The organism is Mesorhizobium sp. P3_A9, from assembly GCF_056402975.1.
Genome location: NZ_JBFUGJ010000793.1, coordinates 1 through 625, shown reverse-complemented (window position 1 = coordinate 625; position 625 = coordinate 1). Strand labels below are relative to the sequence as shown.

The 625-nt window shown below is 63.4% G+C and carries 1 protein-coding gene; it reads left to right on the top strand.

Going from position 1 to position 625, the window contains the following annotated elements; translation table 11 throughout:
* A partial coding sequence (locus AC1DX0_RS36770; protein ID WP_477359557.1) for a TOBE domain-containing protein occupies positions 1–535 on the top strand: 535 nt, incomplete at its 5' end.
* Between the last annotated feature and the right edge of the window lie 90 nt (positions 536–625).

Below are 625 nucleotides of genomic sequence, written 5' to 3'. Positions count from 1 at the left end.
CGACCAGGTCGAGGCGATGACGCTGGCCGATCGCATCGTGGTACTGAAAGAGGGCCATATCGAGCAGGTCGGCACGCCGATGGACCTCTACAAGAAGCCCGGCAATCTGTTCGTTGCCCAGTTCATCGGCTCGCCGGCCATGAACATCCTGCCGGCGACGATCGAAACAACCGGTAATTCGACTGTCGTCAGCCATGTCGGCGGCCGCAAGGCGACGGTGCCGATCGCCACGCCGGCTTCAGCGAAGGGTGCTGCGGTAAGCTTCGGCGTGCGGCCGGAGGATCTGGTGGTCTCCACCGGCGCCGATTATCTCTTCGAGGGCAAGGTGGACTATGTCGAGCAGCTCGGCGAGGTCCAGCTCATCTATGTGGACATCGGCCGCGCCGACCTGCCGCTGGTGACCAAGCTGCCCGGCAATGTCGAGGTCAAGCGAGGGGCGACGCTGCGGCTGAGCGCGGATGGCGGAGACCTGCATATCTTCGTTGCCGACGGACATTCCTTCGCGCTGCACAGGCCGGAAGCAAAGGCGGCTTGAGGCGACTGGTCCGTGTCAACAAAAAAGAGCGGCGGGCCAGGCCCGCCGCTCTTTTTTCTGGAGATCTACTTCGGCTGTTAGCGGCCGAAG